At 67.9% G+C, this 15,855-nt stretch carries 12 protein-coding genes; 1 reads left to right on the forward strand and 11 read right to left on the reverse strand.

What is annotated here, in order from left to right; translation table 11 throughout:
- Window positions 1-12: 12 nt before the first annotated feature.
- The 7 genes from EJ105_RS09020 to EJ105_RS09050 form a co-directional block, all read right to left on the reverse strand.
- Window positions 13-2,064, reverse strand: coding sequence for an acyltransferase family protein (locus tag EJ105_RS09020; protein ID WP_250166047.1), 2,052 nt, complete (start codon window positions 2,062-2,064; stop codon window positions 13-15).
- A 215-nt stretch (window positions 2,065-2,279) separates the two neighbouring features.
- Window positions 2,280-4,364, reverse strand: a complete 2,085-nt coding sequence (locus EJ105_RS09025) for an acyltransferase family protein (RefSeq protein ID WP_250166048.1) — start codon at window positions 4,362-4,364, stop codon at window positions 2,280-2,282.
- Window positions 4,365-4,560: 196 nt separating this feature from the next.
- Window positions 4,561-7,710: an efflux RND transporter permease subunit gene (locus tag EJ105_RS09030; protein WP_250166049.1), complete on the reverse strand. Its 3,150-nt coding sequence runs from the start codon at window positions 7,708-7,710 to the stop codon at window positions 4,561-4,563.
- A 4-nt stretch (window positions 7,711-7,714) separates the two neighbouring features.
- Window positions 7,715-8,890 carry an efflux RND transporter periplasmic adaptor subunit gene (locus tag EJ105_RS09035; RefSeq protein ID WP_250166050.1) on the reverse strand — a complete coding sequence of 392 codons (1,176 nt, stop codon included), beginning with the start codon at window positions 8,888-8,890 and terminating at the stop codon, window positions 7,715-7,717.
- A gap of 174 nt (window positions 8,891-9,064) precedes the next feature.
- Window positions 9,065-10,249 carry an aminotransferase gene (locus tag EJ105_RS09040; protein WP_250166051.1) on the reverse strand — a complete coding sequence of 395 codons (1,185 nt, stop codon included), beginning with the start codon at window positions 10,247-10,249 and terminating at the stop codon, window positions 9,065-9,067.
- A gap of 50 nt (window positions 10,250-10,299) precedes the next feature.
- A complete protein-coding gene (locus tag EJ105_RS09045; RefSeq protein ID WP_024279318.1) occupies window positions 10,300-10,623 on the reverse strand; it encodes a hypothetical protein in 324 nt (107 codons plus the stop codon).
- A gap of 104 nt (window positions 10,624-10,727) precedes the next feature.
- A complete protein-coding gene (locus EJ105_RS09050; protein ID WP_250166052.1) occupies window positions 10,728-12,506 on the reverse strand; it encodes a potassium/proton antiporter in 1,779 nt (592 codons plus the stop codon).
- Window positions 12,507-12,651: 145 nt separating this feature from the next.
- On the opposite strand from EJ105_RS09050, the gene EJ105_RS09055 reads away from it, so the two are divergent.
- On the forward strand, window positions 12,652-12,939 hold the full coding sequence (locus tag EJ105_RS09055; RefSeq protein ID WP_250166053.1) for a hypothetical protein: 288 nt from the start codon (window positions 12,652-12,654) through the stop codon (window positions 12,937-12,939).
- A gap of 10 nt (window positions 12,940-12,949) precedes the next feature.
- Here the strand turns inward: EJ105_RS09055 and EJ105_RS09060 are convergent, their stop codons facing one another.
- The 4 genes from EJ105_RS09060 to egtB are packed head-to-tail and all read right to left on the reverse strand — an operon-like array spanning window position 12,950 to window position 15,786.
- Window positions 12,950-13,171 carry a hypothetical protein gene (locus tag EJ105_RS09060; RefSeq protein ID WP_250166054.1) on the reverse strand — a complete coding sequence of 74 codons (222 nt, stop codon included), beginning with the start codon at window positions 13,169-13,171 and terminating at the stop codon, window positions 12,950-12,952.
- A 49-nt stretch (window positions 13,172-13,220) separates the two neighbouring features.
- The gene (locus tag EJ105_RS09065) at window positions 13,221-13,463 is read right to left on the reverse strand and encodes a hypothetical protein (RefSeq protein WP_024279322.1); all 243 of its coding nucleotides are present in this window, start codon (window positions 13,461-13,463) and stop codon (window positions 13,221-13,223) included.
- 41 nt (window positions 13,464-13,504) lie between these two features.
- Window positions 13,505-14,476, reverse strand: a complete 972-nt coding sequence (gene egtD, locus EJ105_RS09070) for an L-histidine N(alpha)-methyltransferase (RefSeq protein ID WP_250166055.1) — start codon at window positions 14,474-14,476, stop codon at window positions 13,505-13,507.
- Window positions 14,476-15,786: an ergothioneine biosynthesis protein EgtB gene (gene egtB / locus EJ105_RS09075; protein WP_250166056.1), complete on the reverse strand. Its 1,311-nt coding sequence runs from the start codon at window positions 15,784-15,786 to the stop codon at window positions 14,476-14,478. The genes egtD and egtB overlap by 1 nt, the downstream gene beginning before the upstream one ends.
- Between the last annotated feature and the right edge of the window lie 69 nt (window positions 15,787-15,855).

Below are 15,855 nucleotides of genomic sequence, written 5' to 3' on the forward strand. Positions count from 1 at the left end.
CCTTTTCTCTCGTCAGTCGTTCGCCGTCGCGGTGGTCGCCCCACCGGCGGCGAGTGCCTGCATGAGCGTCTGGCGCAGCGCCTTGTCTTCGGCGGCATGGCGCGCGCCGGTGACGGAGAGGTGGTCCCCGTCCACATAGAAGAAGCGCGTGCCCTCCCCGGCCGTGCAGCGGTCGTCCCGGCAGAAGATGTCCGCCATGCGGAAGGCCGAGACGCCGGGATGCCGGCTGGCCGTGGCCGCGAGGACCTCGTTGCCGAAACCGACGATGTCCAGCGCGCTCGCGCGCGGCTGGCTCATGCAGGCCTCAGTGCCGCCCGTCCCGTTGAACTCGCGCGTCGCGACGCAGCCGGCCGGGGCGGGCTTATATTCCGGCGACTGGCCCAGCACGATCACCTGCGGGCCGATCTGGCGCAGCTCGGCGACGGTGCGCTCCACCATGTGGGCGAACACCTGCTTGCTGGTGGCCCGGTCGCGCGTCATGCCGCCCGGAATCTCGCTGCTGACGAGGGAGAATCCCGCATTCGACCGCGTCGTCCAGATGGACCAACGCCCCACCAGCACCACCACCTTGGGCTTGACGCGGCGGATCTCGTCCATCACGGCGGCGACGTAGCTGGCGCAGACGTTGCCGTTGTTGTGCTCCTGCCGGGCGATGCCGCCCACGAGCGGCGGGCACCCCGCCATGGTCTGGAGCCGCGCGGTGAGACCCATTTTTTCCACGACTTCCGCGAGGCCGAGGAAGGTCGCGCCCGCATGGGAATCGCCCCACACCAGCACGTCGTAGCTGCCCTTGGCCGCGCCCGGCCCCGCCGCGCACAGGGCGATGGGCTGCATCTGGTCGGGGGTCCAGAACCGCGCGTTGTTGTTGCACCGGCGCTGGAAGGCGCTGCGGTCGTCGGCCGCCGCCTCGGCCGCCGCGCCGAGCGCCGAGATGGGGAACACGCCCCGGCCGACCTTCTGAAGCGCAAGGGCGACACCCACCGTGAGCAGGATGGCGCAGGCCCCGGCGCCAATGCGCATCAGCCGTCGCCCGCCCAGCGCGCTGCCGCGCCGGAGCGGCGCCTCCACATATTTCAGCGACAGGCCGGAGATGACGCCGGCGGCGAGGATGACGATGCCGGATTCGATATAGGTGGTGTGCCGCCCCTTCCAGATCGCGATGAGCACCAGCATGGGCCAGTGCCACAGATAGAGCGCGTAGGAGATGCGGCCCACATAGACCATGCCCTTCAGGCTGAGCACGCGGGCGACGACGCCGTTCGGCGCGAAGCCGCCGGACATGATGATCGCCACCGCGCCCAGCACCGGCGGCAGGGCCCACAGCCCGGGGAAGACGGTTTCCTTGCCGAAGGCGAACACCGGGACGACGATGGCGAGCGCCCCGGCGATGCCGAGCCATGACGCGGCCTTTTCCGGCAGGCGCGGCAGCGTGACCATGGCGAGGAGCGATCCCGCCAGCAACTCCCACGCCCGGCTCTGCAGCAGGAAGAAGGCGGCCGACTGCTCGGTCTCCACAATGCTCTCGGCATAGGCGAGCGAAGCCACTGCGATGAGGGCCAACACGCCGACCGCGAGCCGGCGGCCGCCCAGCTTCATCAGCACGAACAGGACGAGCGGGAAGAAGATGTAGAACTGCTCCTCCACCGCCAGCGACCACAGGTGCAGCAGTGGCACCTCGTCGGCGGCGGGGCCGAAATAGTTGAGCAGGCTCTCGAAATGGATGTTGGCGAAGAACAGGGCCGAGGGCACCAGCGTGCCCACATAGCCCTGCATCTGTCGCGGCATCAGGATGAGCGCGGCGAACAGCGTCGTCACCGCCATCATCAGGAACAGCGCGGGGAAGATGCGGCGGATGCGGCGGTCGTAGAAATCCACCAGCGAATAGGTGCCCGCCGTCATCTCCTGATGGAGGATGGACGTGATGAGAAAGCCGGAGATGACGAAGAAGACGTCGACGCCGATATAGCCCCCGGTAAAGGGCGGAATGCGTGCATGGAACAGAACCACGCTGCCGACGGCGATGGCCCGAAGGCCGTCGATGTCGGACCGGTAGGCCAGACTCATCCTGGTGTCCTTGATCGGCGCGCCCTACGCGCACGCCCCCGCGGGGACCGCTTACCGACAAAATCCGGCTGGGGCAAATCGCGCGGAAGCCCGCCGCGCCGCCCGTCCGGGGCTGACGCAACGTTCGCCGCCGCTCCGCGCGGCCACGCTCCAGCTCACGAAAAGCGGGGCGGTAGGGGGTAGGCGGGAACCGGCGGGACGGCCGGTCGCCCCGGTCAGTCCTTGACCGTCGCCGGGGCCAGCGCGGCGCTGGTGTTGCCGCCCTCGCCGAGCGCCTTGAGTAGGGCCGCGCGCAGTGCCGGGTCCTGGCTCATGTGGTGGGCGCCGGTGGCGGAGAGGTGGTCGGCGTCCACATAGAAGAACTTCTCGCCGTCGCCGGCACGGCAGGTCCCGTCGCGGCAGAACACGTCCGACAGCAGGAAGGTGGTGGTACCGGGGAAGCTCGTCGCCGCCTTGGCGATCATCTCGTTGCCGATGCCGAGCACCTTGTCCGCCGCCGCGCTCGGCAGCTCGAGGCAGTTGCCGAGCTTGCTGCGATTGTAGAACTCCTTCTCGGCCACGCAGCGGCCGGGGGAGCGGCCGAATTCCGGCGTCTGGCCCACAAGAACCACGTGGATGCCGAGGTCGGAAAGCTCCTTCAGGGTGCGGTCCAGCATGTGGGCGAACACCTTCTGGCTCACCTCCCTGGAGCGCACGCCACCGCCCGGCACCTCGTCGGACGTGAGGGTGAAGGCGGGGCCGGCCTTGCTGGTCCACATGGCCCAGCGGCCCACCAGCACGGCGACCTTGGGCTTGATGCGGCGGATTTCCTGCAGCACCTCGGCGTTGAAGGCGGTGCAGGTCCAGCTCGGCATGTCGTCGCGATGGGCCTGTCCGCCAATCAGGGGCGGGCAGCCGGCCATGGTCTGGAGCCGGGCCGTGTGGCCGAGGGCAGCCACCTGCTCGGCGATGCCGATGAAGGAGGCGCCGGCGTGGGAATCGCCCCACACCACCACGTCATATTCGCCCTTGGCCGCGCCCGGCCCCACCGAGCAGGCTGAAGCCGGGTTCAGCGCGGCGGCGCTGAAGCCCTTGGGCGAGTTGTTGCAGGAGCGGCTGAAGGGGCTCCTGTCCTCCATGGCCGCCTCGGCGCGCGCGCCGAGCGGAGAGATGGGATAGAAGCCGCCGCCCAGCCGTTCGAACAGCACGCCCACGGCCAGTGTCATGGCCATGGCCATGATGCCCGCCGCGAAGCGGCCCCGGCGCTTGCCGCCCAGCGAACCGGCGTGGCGCAGCGGCGTCTCCACATATTTCAGCGACAGCGAGGCGAAGATGAAGGCGACGATGAGCATGCCGCCGGCTTCGAAATAGGTCAGCGCGCGGCCCATATAGGTCTTGCCGAACACCAGCAGCGGCCAGTGCCAGAGATAGAGCGCATAGGAGATGCGCCCCACATAGACCACCTTCGGGCGGCTGAGCAGGAAGTTGGCGTAGCCCGCCGGATTGATGGTGCCGGCATAGATCACCGCCGCCGTGCCGAACACGATGGGCGCGGCGGACAGGCCCGGGAAGGTCATGTCGTGGCTGTAGGCGAAGACCGGGACCACGATGGCGAGGAGCCCCGCCACGCCGATCCAGTTCGCCGTCTTCTCCGACACCTTCGGCATGTGCACCAGCGCGAGCAGCGCGCCGACCAGCAGTTCCCAGGCGCGGCTCTGCAGCAGGAAGAAGGAGGCGGTGGGCTGGGTGCGTGCGCTCAACTCGGCATAGACACCGGATACGACGGCGATGGTGAGGAAGCCGAGGATCGCCATCCGCCGCGGGCCGAGCACGATCCGCCCGCCGGTCTTGAGGAAGGCGAACATGAGCAGCGGGAAGAAGATGTAATACTGCTCCTCCACCGCCAGCGACCACAGATGGAGCAGCGGCGTCTCGTCGGCCTGGGGGCCGAAATAGTTCATCAGGCCCTGGAAGTGGATGTTGGCGTAGAACAGGGCCGAGGGAACGATGGATTGCGCGAACAGCACCATCTGCCGCGGCATCAGCAGGAAAGCCGCAATAAAGGTCGTCACCGGCAGCACGACGAACAGCGCCGGGAAGATGCGCCGGATGCGGCGGTCATAGAAATCGACGAGCGAGAACTCGCCCTTCATCATGTCATTATAGAGAATGGAGGTAATCAGGTAGCCAGACAGGACGAAGAAGATATCGACGCCGATGAAGCCGCCGCGAAACGGGGGAATGTGGGCGTGAAACAGCAGCGCCACCACGACCGCGACGGCGCGCAAGCCATCGATATCCGGCCGATACTTCAGATTCATGCCCGCCCCCGGATCATGGCGCGCGGCCGCCCGCGCGCAAACCTCGCCTCAGGCGGGATAACAAAGCGGCGACGTTGGGGCAATTCCTCGCAAGGCGAGGAATGGTCACGGTTCCTTAATCATTTTGTCATGGGGCGCAGGTGCAACACCTGGAGGTAGCACCTACAGGCATACGCGTGGTGGTCGCAGAAGCCCCCTACTCCGCCGCCATCCGCTCCGGCGGCACGGGATGCGCGGGAGAGGCCTTCTCCTCGTGCCGCCCGGAAACGGCGTGGTGCACGATGGCGTCCAGCCGGTCGAGATAGAGGTAGACCACCGGCGTGATGAAGAGCGTGAGCAGCTGCGACACCAGAAGGCCGCCCACCACCGCGACACCCAAAGGCTGGCGCAGCTCGGAGCCGGCGCCGGCGCCGAGCGCGATGGGCAGCACGCCGAAGATGGCGGCGAGCGTGGTCATCATGATGGGCCGGAACCGCAGCAGCGCCGCCTCGCGGATGGCGTCCTGCGCCGCCGCCCCGGCGCGCCGACGTTCCAGCGCCACGTCGATCATCATGATGGCGTTCTTCTTCACGATGCCCACCAGCATGATGATGCCGATGATGGCGATCACCGACAGCTCCATCCCCGCTGCCATCAGGGTCAGGAGCGCGCCGATGCCGGCGGAGGGCAGGCCCGAGAGGATGGTGATGGGGTGGATAAAGCTCTCATAGAGCACGCCCAGCACGATGTAGATCACCACCACGGCGGCCAGGATCAGCAGCGGCTGGTTGGAGAGCGAATCCTGGAACACCTGCGCGGTGCCCTGGAAGCCGGTGATGACGCTGTCCGGCACCCGCGCCTCGGCGGCCGCCGCATTGATCTCCTCCACTGCCTGCCCCAGCGAGGTGCCCGGCGCGAGGTTGAAGGAGATGGTGACGGACGGCTGCTGCTGCTGGTGCTGCACCGAGAGCGGGCCCACCGTGCGCTTGATGTTCGCCACCGTCTCCAGCGGCACCACATTGCCGGAGGTGGTGCGCAGATAGACGCGGCCGAGGTCGCTCGGGTCGCGCTGGAAGATGGGCTGCACCTCGGCGATGATCGCGAACTGGTTGGTGGGCGTGTACAGCGTCGCGATCTGGCGGGTGCCGAACTGGGTGTAGAGCGCATCCCGCAGCTGCTGCTCGGTGATGCCGAGCGCCGCCGCCTTGTCCTTGTCCAGATCGATGGTGAGCTGGGGATTGGTGATCTGGAGGTCGGAGGTCACGTCCCTGAGGCCCGGAAGCGTCGCGAGGCGCTGCTCCATCTGCTGGGCAAAGGTGTAGAGCGTCTCGGTATCCGGGCTCTGGAGCGTGTACTGGTACTGGCTCTTGGAGGCGACGCCGCCCACGTTGATGTTCTGCACGGGCTGGAAGAAGACGTTGACGCCAGGCACCTGCGCGACGCGCTTCCGCAGGCTCTGGATCACGTCATTGGCCGAGCCCACGCGCTCGCCCGGCCCGTTGCCCTTGGGCTTCAGGGCGATGAACAGGCGGCCCGTGTTGGTGGTGCGGCTGCTGCCGGTGGCGCCGGCGGTGGAGACGATATAGTCCACGGCCGGATCGGCGCGCACCACGTCCGCCACCTGCTTCTGGCGCTCCACCATGGCGGCGAAGGAGCTGTCCGTCGCCGCTTCAACCGTGCCGGTGATGAAGCCGTTGTCCTCCTGCGGGAAGAAGCCCTTGGGGATGACGATGTAGAGATAGACCGACAGGCCGATGGTGGCGAACGTCACCACCAGCATGAAGGGCTTGTGCCGCAGCACGAAATCGAGACTCACCCGATAGGCGTTCAGCCAGCTGTCGAACATCCGCTCGGTAACGCGGAAGAACCAGCCGGGCTTCTTCGTGTGGTCCACCGGCTTCATCACGCGGGCGCACAGCATGGGCGTGAGCGTGAGGGAGACGAAGCCGGAGACGAGGATGGCCACCGAGATGGTCACCGCGAACTCGCGGAACACCCGGCCCACCACGCCGCCCATGAACAGCACGGGGATGAACACCGCCACCAGCGACAGCGTCATGGAGATGATGGTGAAGCCGATCTCGCGCGAGCCGCGCAGGGCGGCGCGGAACGGGCTCTCCCCCGCCTCCACGTGGCGATAGATGTTCTCCAGCACGACGATGGCATCGTCCACCACGAAGCCGACGCACAGGGTGAGCGCCAGCAGCGTCATGTTGTTGATGGAATAGCCGAAGCCCCACATGGCCGCGAAGGTGGCGATGATGGACAAGGGCAGCGCCAGCGAGGGGATGATCGTCGCGCGCACATTTCGCAGGAACAGGAAGATCACCAGCACCACGAGGACGATGGCCTCGAACAGGGTCTTCTGCACGTCCGCCACCGCATCGCGCACGGAGACGGAGCGGTCGTTCAGCACCTCGATCCCCACCGAGCCGGGCAGCTGGGCGCGGAACTGGGGCAGGCGATCGCGCACCTCATTCACCACCTGCACGGTGTTGGCGTCGGGCTGGCGGACCACGGCCAGCACCACCGAGCGGCGATCGTTAAACCAGCTGGCGACGCGCTCGTTCTCCACGCCGTCCGAGACGACCGCGATCTCCTCGAGCCGCACCACCGAGCCGTCGCGCGCCTTCACCACCACCCGGCGGAACTGGGAGGCGTCCGCCTTGGGCGTGCCCATGTCGATGGTCTGCGCCTGCTTGGGCCCGGAGACGATGCCGAGCGGCGTATTGGAGGCCGCAGCCTCCACCGCCCGCTGGATGTCGTCCGGAGAGATGTTGCGCGCCCCGGCGGCGGCGGGATCGACGCGGATGCGCACCGCATATTTCTGCGAGCCGTAGATCTGCACCTGCGCCACGCCGGGCAGCTGGGAGATCTGCTGGCCGATCAGCGTGTCGGCATATTCGTTCACCGCCGACAGCGGCAGAGTGTCCGAGGAGATGGCAAGCAGGATCACCGGCGCGTCGGCGGGATTCACCTTCCGGAAGCTCGGCGGGGTGGTCATCTCGTCCGGCAGCTGGCGCTGGGCGACGGAGAGGGCGGACTGCACGTCGAGGGCCGCCGCGTCGATGCTGCGGTTCAGGTCGAACTGCACCGTGATGGAGGTGGAGCCCTGGGTGGACGATGAGGTGAGCGAGGAGATGCCGGCGATGGTGGCGAGCTGGCGCTCGATGGGCGTCGCCACCGAGGTGGACATAGTCTCCGGGCTCGCACCGGGCAGGCTGGCGGAGATGTTGATGGTGGGGAAGTCCACCCGCGGCAGCGCCGCGACGGGAAGCTGGCGATAGGCGAACAGGCCCGCCACCACGAGCGACAGCATCAGCAGCGTCGTCATCACCGGGCGGCGGATGCACAGTTCGGAGAACATGGGCTCAGCTCCCGGTGGCGGGTGCGGCGGCGCGGGTGCGCACGTTCACGCGGCCGCCCTCGCGCAGGGAGAGCTGACCGTCCGTCACCACCGTCTCGCCGCCGTCGAGCCCCTTCGCAATGACGGTGCGCCCGTCCACCGTGCGCGCGACGGTGACAGGCCGCACATGGGCGATGCCATCGTCCACGATGAAGACGAACGGGCCGTCCTGCCCGTTCTGCACCGCCTCGCTGGGCACCGCGACCACGTTGTCCTCGATGCGCAGCGTCACCGTCACCGCGCCGAGGGCACCGGGCCACAGGCGCTCGTCGGCATTGGGGAAAATGGCGCGGGCGGTGAGGGTGCCGGTCTGCGGCTCGATGGTGTTGTCGATGACTGCCACGGTACCGCCCGAGACGGTCTCGCCCGTGCCCTGGAAGGTGAAGGACACCTTGGCATCCTTCGCAGCCCTGAGGCCGGCGATGTAGCGCTCGGGCAGGCCGAAGGCGACATAGATGGGCGCGAGCTGGCGCACCGTCGCCAGCGTGTCGTCCACCCGGATCACCGTGCCGGGGCGCACCGCGGACACGCCGATGCGGCCGGTGGCGGGGGAGCGGATCTCGTAATAGCCGCGCTGCACCTTGAGCGCCGTCAGGTTGGCCTCGTCCTGCGCCACGGTCGCCTTCTGGACGTCGGCAGTGGTGCGGGCATCGTCCACCTGCACCTGGGAAACGGCGTTGCGGGTGGCGAGGCCCGCGTAGCGCTCCACGTCGCGCAGGTTCTTTTCCAGCTGAACCTTGTCGCGGTTGAGGGTCGCCTCGGCCTGGAGGATCTGCGCGTCGATCACCCGCGGGTCGAGCTGATAGAGGAGGTCGCCCTCCTTCACGGTCGCGCCGTCGGCGAAGCCCACCTTCTCCACGGCGGCAGCGACGCGCGAGCGCACCGGCACCGTGACCATGGATTCCACCGTGCCCAGCGCCTCGACCCGCACCGGCAGGGAGGTGCGCTCCGCCTTGCCGGCAAGCACCGCGATCACGCGCGGCTGCGGCGCTGCCTTCTGGGCGCCCGTGCCGAGCCACGGCTTCTTGTCCCAGACCCACGCACCGCCGCCGAGGACGGCCAGAAGCAGGACTGCGAGGACAACCTTACGGCCGGCCGATCCGCCGCTCTTCGCGCTACCAGGTGCATTCTCGGCTGGCATGAACGTCCTCGATACTCCGCAGCGTCAGACCCGTCCGCGCCGCGATGCAACAACAATTCAGCGCTCTGGTCCAATTAAGCTTTTGTCACGCCTTGCGCGATGAACGAGAACGTAATGACGCATTCGTGAACAGCCAAGACCACGCTTGATTGCCGCGCTTGACTTGACCCTGGGTCAGAACTTGCGCGTGAGGTCGGCCAGATGCGCCAGCGCCCGGTCGATGGTCGCATCGTGCTTGGCGAAGCAGAAGCGCACCACGCTCTTCACCGCATCCTCCGCGTAGAAGGCGGAAACCGGGATCGCCGCGACCTTCCGGGTCTTGACCAGATCGAGGCAGAAGGCCTCGTCGTCGAAGGCGTTGGCGTGGGCAGCAAGGTCGATGGAGAGGAAATAGGTGCCGCGCGAGGGCAGCACCTCGAAGCCCAGCCCCTTCAGCCCCGCCGCGAGGCGGTCGCGGGAGCGCTGGAGGCCGGCGCGCATGGTGGTGAAGTAATCGTCCGGCTTGCCGAGCCCATAGGCCACCGCCGCCTGCAGGTTCGGCGGCGTGGTGAAGGTGAGGAACTGGTGCGCCTTGGACAGCACCTTCATGAGATGGGGCGCGGCGAAGACGAGGCCCACCTTCCAGCCGGTCATGCCGAAGATCTTGCCGGCGGAGGAGATCTTCACCGTGCGCTCGCGCATCCCCGGCAAAGCCATCAGCGGCTCGAACGTGAGGCCGTCGAACACCACGTGCTCCCACACCTCGTCGCACACCGCATAGGCGTTGAAGCGCACGCAATAGTCGGCAAGGAGCTGCATCTGCGCGCGGTCGTAGACGACGCCGGTAGGGTTCTGGGGATTGTTGAACAGGACGAGCTTGGTGCGCTCGGAGAACACCTGGTCCAGCTTCTCCGGCGTCATGGCCCAGGAGGGCGGCTCCAGCCGCACGAGGCGGGGGATGCCCCCAGCCCTCTGCACCAGCGGCAGATAGGCGTCATAGAGCGGCTGGAACAGCACCACCTCGTCGCCCGGCTCGATGAGCGAGAAGAGCGCGCCGGCCAGCGCCTCGGTGGCGCCCGACGTGACCATGATCTCCGCCTCGGGATCAAGTTCCAGCCCCTGCCAGTGGCGATAGTGCGCGGCGGCGGCGCGGCGCAGCTCGGGCAGGCCCATCATGGGCGGATACTGGTTCCAGCCGTCCACCACCGCCTCGGCCGCCTTGCGGCGCACGTCCTCGGGGCCGGGATCGTCCGGAAAGCCCTGGCCGAGGTTCACCGCCTCATGGGTGCGGGCGAGCCCGGACATCACCTCGAAGATGGTGGTGGGCAGCCCGGCATAGATGGGATTGAGCGGACGGGGCGTAAATTGCGGGTGGGACATGGGAAATTCGCGATGTAAAGGGAGCGGACAAAGGGTCTGGCCCGCGCCCTTTAGACCCTTCCGTCTTCCTGCGGAAGTCCGGTTGAGACCGCCGCCTCGCCCGGCATCAGCGGTTTCAGGGCCGCAAGCAAGGCCTCCGGCGTCACCTGCCCCATGGGCATCAGCACCTTGGCAGCCTCGGTGCGGCGGCCGGGGCGCATCACCAGCACCACCGTCTCGGCTCCGCCGCAGGCCGGATCACCGCAGGAAATCTCGGAGACGGAGACGGTCGCCTCCTCCTCCAGCGACAGGGTGGTGCGCACCAGGTCCGCGAGGGTCCGCGAGGCATCGAGGGCGGGCCCGGCCTCGCCGCGGCGGCGCATGAACAGTCGCATCCAGTGGATCTCCGTGTACGGACGACTTCAACGGCGGACCTGTTTCGCCCGCGCTCGCGGCATGAACATGACGGCTGCGCGACTTTGGTGGCGCGACTTGGCCCCTATTCGTCGTCCTCGTCCTGCTCCGGGGGAAAGCCGAGCAGGCGGCGGACACGGGCGATGGAGCGCTTCAGCCGGCCCGCCTCCAGCCGCAGCACGGCATAGCTCACCCGCCCGTCCGTCACGCCGCGCACCTCGATCACCGCATGCCCATAGGCGATGCGCATGCCCGGTGCCGGCTGGTCGTCGGAGCGGTCGGCAAAGGCGTCGGCGATGGTGAGGCCGAGTTCGCTGTCGGGCACGGCGAGGCCGTAGAAGCTGGCGAGATCGCCGAGCCGCACCTCGCCGACGAAGGGGAAGGCGGCGCTGTCGTCGAGTGGCGTGGTCTCCTCGGGACGGAACATGCGGTCGAGCTGGTGGACGCGCTTGGGCGGCGCCAGCAGGTAGCCGTAATCGCCGGCCTTGAGCGTGCCGGCCGCCTCCGGCGTCAGCGTCTCGTTGGCCCGCACCACCATGACCAGGCGCGCCCAGGAGGGCAGTTGCGCCTGTCCCACCGCCGGCGTGCCGGCCATGACGGGATAGGCCACCAGCTCCATTTCCGTCTGCCCCGGCAGGTCGATCTCGAAGCGCCGCACGCCGGGATCGGGATCGGACAGCGCCACGTCGAGCCGCCGCGCCGCATAGCCCATGGTCCATCCGTGCAGGATCAGCGAGACGACCACCACCGCGAAGGCGACGTTGAAATAGACCTCGGCCATGGGCAGGTGCGCCAGCATGGGGATGGTCGCGAGGAAGATGGAGACCGCGCCGCGCAAGCCTGCCCAGGAGACGAACAGCTTCTCCTTCAGCGAGAAATGAAACGGCGCGAGGCAGGCGAACACCGCTGCCGGCCGCCCGACGAGAATGAGGAACGCCGCCACCCCCAGCGCCGGCAGCGCGTACTGCATGATCTTGTTGGGGGATACCAGCATGCCCAGCATCACGAACATCACGATCTGGCAGAGCCAGGTGATGGTATCGAGAAACGATGTGATGGAGGCGATGGCCCGCACCGGCCGGTTTCCCACCACCAGCCCGGCGAGATAGACGGCGAGGAAGCCCGAGCCGTGCAGCAGCGAGGTGAGCGCGAACAGCAGCACCGCCACGCCCACCACCATCACCGGATGAAGGCCGCCGGGCAAGTCCACGCGATTGAGCAGCGCCACCAGCGCATAGCCGCCGGCGACTCCCAGTACCGCGCCGACCACCATCTCGCGCAAGGCGCCGAATACCACTGCAAGGCCAGGGTCGGCCATCTGGCTGGTCAGCAGCTCCACCAGCAGCACGGTTAGGAACACGGCGGCGGGATCGTTGGTGGCCGACTCGATCTCGATCACCGAGCCCACACGCCGGCCGAGGTGCAGCCCCTGGGCCCGCACGAGGAACAGTACGGCCGCGGCGTCGGTGGAGGCGACGATGGCGCCCACCAGCAACGCCTCCATCCAGCCGAGCCCCAGCAGCGGCGCGGCGACCAGAGCCACCAGCACGGCGGTGAAGGCGACGCCCACCGTCGAAAGGCCCACGGCGGGCAGGATGGCGCCGCGCATGGAGGCGACGCGCATCCGGAGGCCGCCGTCGAACAGGATCACCGCCAGCGCGGCGGACCCCACCATGTAGGTAGCCCAGTAGTCATCGAAATGGATGCCGCCCGGCCCGCCCTCGCCGGCCGCGACGCCCACGGCGAGGAACACCAGCAGGATGGGCGCGCCGAAACGGGCGGCGAGCAGGCTGGAAAGCGTTCCAACAACAACCAGCGCCGCAACCACGAGGAGGACAATATTAGAGACGACAACCGATCCCATGTGCTTCGAAAAGCCCCACCCCCTCGAATCCAGAACGCCACAGTAGCGCGACGACCGTCTAAGGCGTAAGGTTCCTAGTGTCGCGGTGCCGAATTACCAATTCTGTACTACGGACGGACCGATCCGGGGGCGGAAAGGGACGAGAATGACATCCAGCGGCACCCCCAACGCCTATCTGGTCATGGCGATGGTAAACGAGGAGGGGAACCTCCTCCTGCAGAGCGAAACGATCTGTTTCGATCGCGACCTTGCCTTCTCCATCGCGGATGATGAAGGCGACCATTGCACCTGGGTCGGGGTCTATGCCCTCGATGCCGACGGCCGGAGCATCCAGAACGGCGCCCTCTATTCCAGCGGCTCCCTGCACGCCTTCGGCTCGTCCAGCCGTGGCTACGGCATGGGCAGCGCGCAATCGGGCATGACGCTCTCTTAAATCGCTTCGATCAGCCGCCGGATCGATCCGCGGCGAGTCGCCCGTTGATGAAGGCCACCGCCTCGAACGGCGAGGCCACGCGCACAAGGCGCACGCGCCGGCTGCCGCACAGGTCGCAGCGCAAGGTGTTTCCCCGGATTTCGCTGGTGTCCTCAAGCCGCCCATCCTCGGACCGTGAGGAGAGGATGGAACGGCGGTGGCAGCGGTCGCATTCGGCGCAGATCATGGGCATGGGATAACCGCCGATCGCGGTCACATGATGGCCGCATTTGCGAATGTCCTCACAGCAGCGCGCGGACCTCGAAGAAACGCCGCACCTGCTGCTCGGCGAAGGCCACGTCCTCCGGCCGTCCCGCCTCGGCGGCGCCGATCAGTGCCTTGAGGGCGCTGTCCAGCTCCGGGCCTTGCTCGCCTTCTGAGAAGCGCTGGAGCAGCACGCGGCCGCAATCGCCGAGCGTCGCCATCCACGAGCCGTCGTGGAGCCAGATGGGGCGGAGGAGTTGGGTTTCCCAGAAGCGTGCCATGGTGGAGGACTAACGAGGCCGGCGGCGGTTTGTTTCCCGGCTCAGACCGCTTCCAGCACCGCCACGGCGAACCAGCCGCGCGGATCGGTCCAGAGCGCCCCCTGCCGCCATCCGGCCGCCTGCGCCATGCCCATCAAACGCGGCGCGGCGTATTTGTAGGAATTCTCCGTGTGGATGGTCTCGCCCGGGACGAAGGTGAAGCGCGCGTCGTCGAGCCGCACCGTCTGCGCCGCACGGCTCTCCAGATGCATCTCGATCCGGCTCTCCGCTTCATTGAACAAGGCGCGGTGGTGGAAGGCAGCGAGGTCGAAATCGGCGCCCAGCTCGCGGTTGATGCGCGTCAGCAGATTGAGGTTGAAGGCGGCGGTGACGCCCTGATGGTCGTCATAGGCGGCTTCCAGCACCGCCCGCTCCTTCGGCAGGTCGAAGCCGAGCACCAGCGCCGCCCCCTCCCCCAGCGACTGCCGCGCATGGGTCAGGAACACGCCCGCCTCGCTCGGGGTGAAATTGCCGATGGTCGAGCCGGGAAAGAAGCCGACGCGCCGCCCGCCCTCGCCGAGGTGGGGCAGCGCCAGCGGCCGGGTGAAGTCGCCTTCCACCGGCGTCATGGCCACGGTGGGATAGTCCCGTGCCAGAGCGGCGACGGCGGCGCGCATGTGCGGGCCGGAAATGTCGATGGGCACATAGGCGGCCGGCCGCTCCAGCGCATCGAGCAGGAGGCGCACCTTGACGCTCGATCCCGAGCCGAACTCCACAAGGCTGGCGCCCGGCCCGGCGATGGCGGCGATGTCGCCCGCATGGGCCTTGAGCACACCGAGTTCGGTGCGGGTGGGATAGTATTCGGGCAGACGACAGATGAGATCGAACAGGCGCGAGCCGGCCTCGTCATAGAAATACTTGGGCGAAAGCTGCTTGGGGCTGGCGGACAGTCCCTCGATCACGTCGGCGCGGAAGGCCGCGCTCTCGGGCGTCTCGTGGCTCTGCTCGGCACGGAGAAGGGTCGAAGCGCGCATCAGGCATCCTCGGCAAGGCGCAGGCCGGCGAAGGCCCAGCGCTGGTGGGGATAGAAGAAATTGCGGTAGGTGGCCCGGGCATGGCCCTCGGGCGTGGCGCAGCAGCCGCCGCGCAGCACCATCTGCGACGACATGAACTTGCCGTTGTATTCGCCGAGCGCGCCGGGCGCGGGGCGGTAGCCGGGATACGCGACATAGGGGCTCTGCGTCCATTCCCACACATCGCCAAACATCTGCGCGGGCAGATCATCGGTCGCGGCGGGAAGCGGGCGCAACGCGCCGCTGTCGAGGAAGTTGCCGGCTACGGGAAGTCCGCGCGCGGCCACTTCCCACTCCGCTTCCGTTGGCAGGCGCTTGCCGGCCCAGCGGGCGAAGGCGTCGGCCTCGTAATAGCTCACATGCACCACCGGCGCGGCGGGATCGAGCGGGTTCAGGCCATTGAGCGTAAAGGCCTGCCAGTCCCCGTCGTGGCTTTCCCAATAGAGCGGCGCCTCATACTCTCCTGCCTTCACCCGCGCCCAGCCGTCCGCCAGCCATAGGTCCGGCCGGCGATAGCCGCCGTCCGCGATGAAGGCGAGCCACTCGCCGTTGGTCACGGCGCGGGAGGCAAGGCGGAAGGGGCGCAGCAGCACCTCGTGGCGCGGGCCCTCATTGTCGTAGGAAAAGCCCTCCCCCGCATGGCCGATCTCGAAGATGCCGCCGGGATAGTCGATGAAGGCGAGCGGCCGGGCCTCGGCCGTCATCGCCGGGCGACCCGGCCGATAGGCGGGGCGCAGGGGATTGGCGGCGAACAGGTTCAGGATGTCCATCAGGATCAGCTCCTGATGCTGCTGCTCGTGGTTGATGCCGATCTCAACCAGGGGCGCGAGGCGGGCATACGCCTCCTCGTCGGCATAGGCCAGAAGGTCGGTCATGGCGTGGGTGACATGCCGGCGATAGTCGGCCACCTCGGCCACCGTGGGGCGGGTGATGAGCCCGCGCGCGAAGCGGGCGTGGCGGGGGCCGGCGGCCTCGTAATAGGAATTGAACAGGAAGGCGAAGTCCGCGTTGGCGACTTCGTAGCCCGGCAGGTGCGGCACCAGCAGGAAGGTCTCGAAGAACCACGAGACATGGGCGAGGTGCCATTTGGTGGGGCTGCAATCCGGCATGGATTGCACGGTCTGGTCCTCGGGATGGAGATCCCCCGCCAGCGCTTCGGTCTGTCCCCGCACCTTGAGAAAGCGAGCGATGGCGGCATCCCGCGTGCCCGTCTCGCTGGCGTCCGATGGGGATGGACGCGCTGCCGCGTGCGGGTTCCAGGGTTTGTTCATCGTTCCTCGCCCAACCTTGCGGCCCGATCCGCCTCCCGCTTAAACGCCGGGAGTGGGCCTGCGGTTTCT

The sequence above is a fragment of the Xanthobacter aminoxidans genome (assembly GCF_023571765.1).
GTDB classification, from domain to species: domain Bacteria; phylum Pseudomonadota; class Alphaproteobacteria; order Rhizobiales; family Xanthobacteraceae; genus Xanthobacter; species Xanthobacter aminoxidans.